We start from the raw sequence: 536 nt of genomic DNA, 5'->3' as shown, positions 1-536 counted from the left end.
ATGTCTTTAGGGTAGCCAAAGAACACCGTTAAGCCCTCCCAGTTATTACGCCAAGACTTGATGACATGCGGATACTTATCGCCCCACACCTCATCAAAGTGTTCAAGATTGGCCTCTGCTATCTCAAGCGTATCAGCGCCGTAGATGGCCTTTAAATCAGCCGCTATTGCCTTCTTATCTGTCCACGGCACGAACTTCATCGAATAGCGCACCATATGAACAATGCAAAGCTGGACCTGAGCGTTTGGATAAACCGTATTGATGGCATCAGGAAAGCCCTTTAAGCCATCAACACAGGCAATGAGGATATCCTGCACCCCGCGGTTTTGTAGTTCAGTGAGAACGCCAAGCCAGAACTTAGCGCCTTCATTCTCTGATAGCCACATGCCAAGCAGCTCTTTTTTACCGTTAAGGTTAATGCCTAGGGCTAGGTAAATGGCTTTGTTGATGATCTGCTTGTCTTGACGTACTTTGACGACAATACAGTCTAAATAGACAATAGGATAAACACTGCTTAACGGCCGGTTCTGCCATGC

At 46.8% G+C, this 536-nt stretch carries 1 protein-coding gene; it reads right to left on the bottom strand.

Annotation, left to right across the window (positions count from 1 at the left end):
- On the bottom strand, window positions 1–536 hold a 536-nt coding region (locus tag BTW00_RS13730), incomplete at both ends, for an IS256 family transposase (protein ID WP_075107869.1).

This window comes from Psychrobacter sp. C 20.9, assembly GCF_001921765.1.
GTDB lineage: Bacteria > Pseudomonadota > Gammaproteobacteria > Pseudomonadales > Moraxellaceae > Psychrobacter > Psychrobacter piscatorii_B.
The sequence above is the reverse complement of the archived record's forward strand: the minus strand, read 5'-3'. Positions and strand labels throughout refer to the sequence as shown.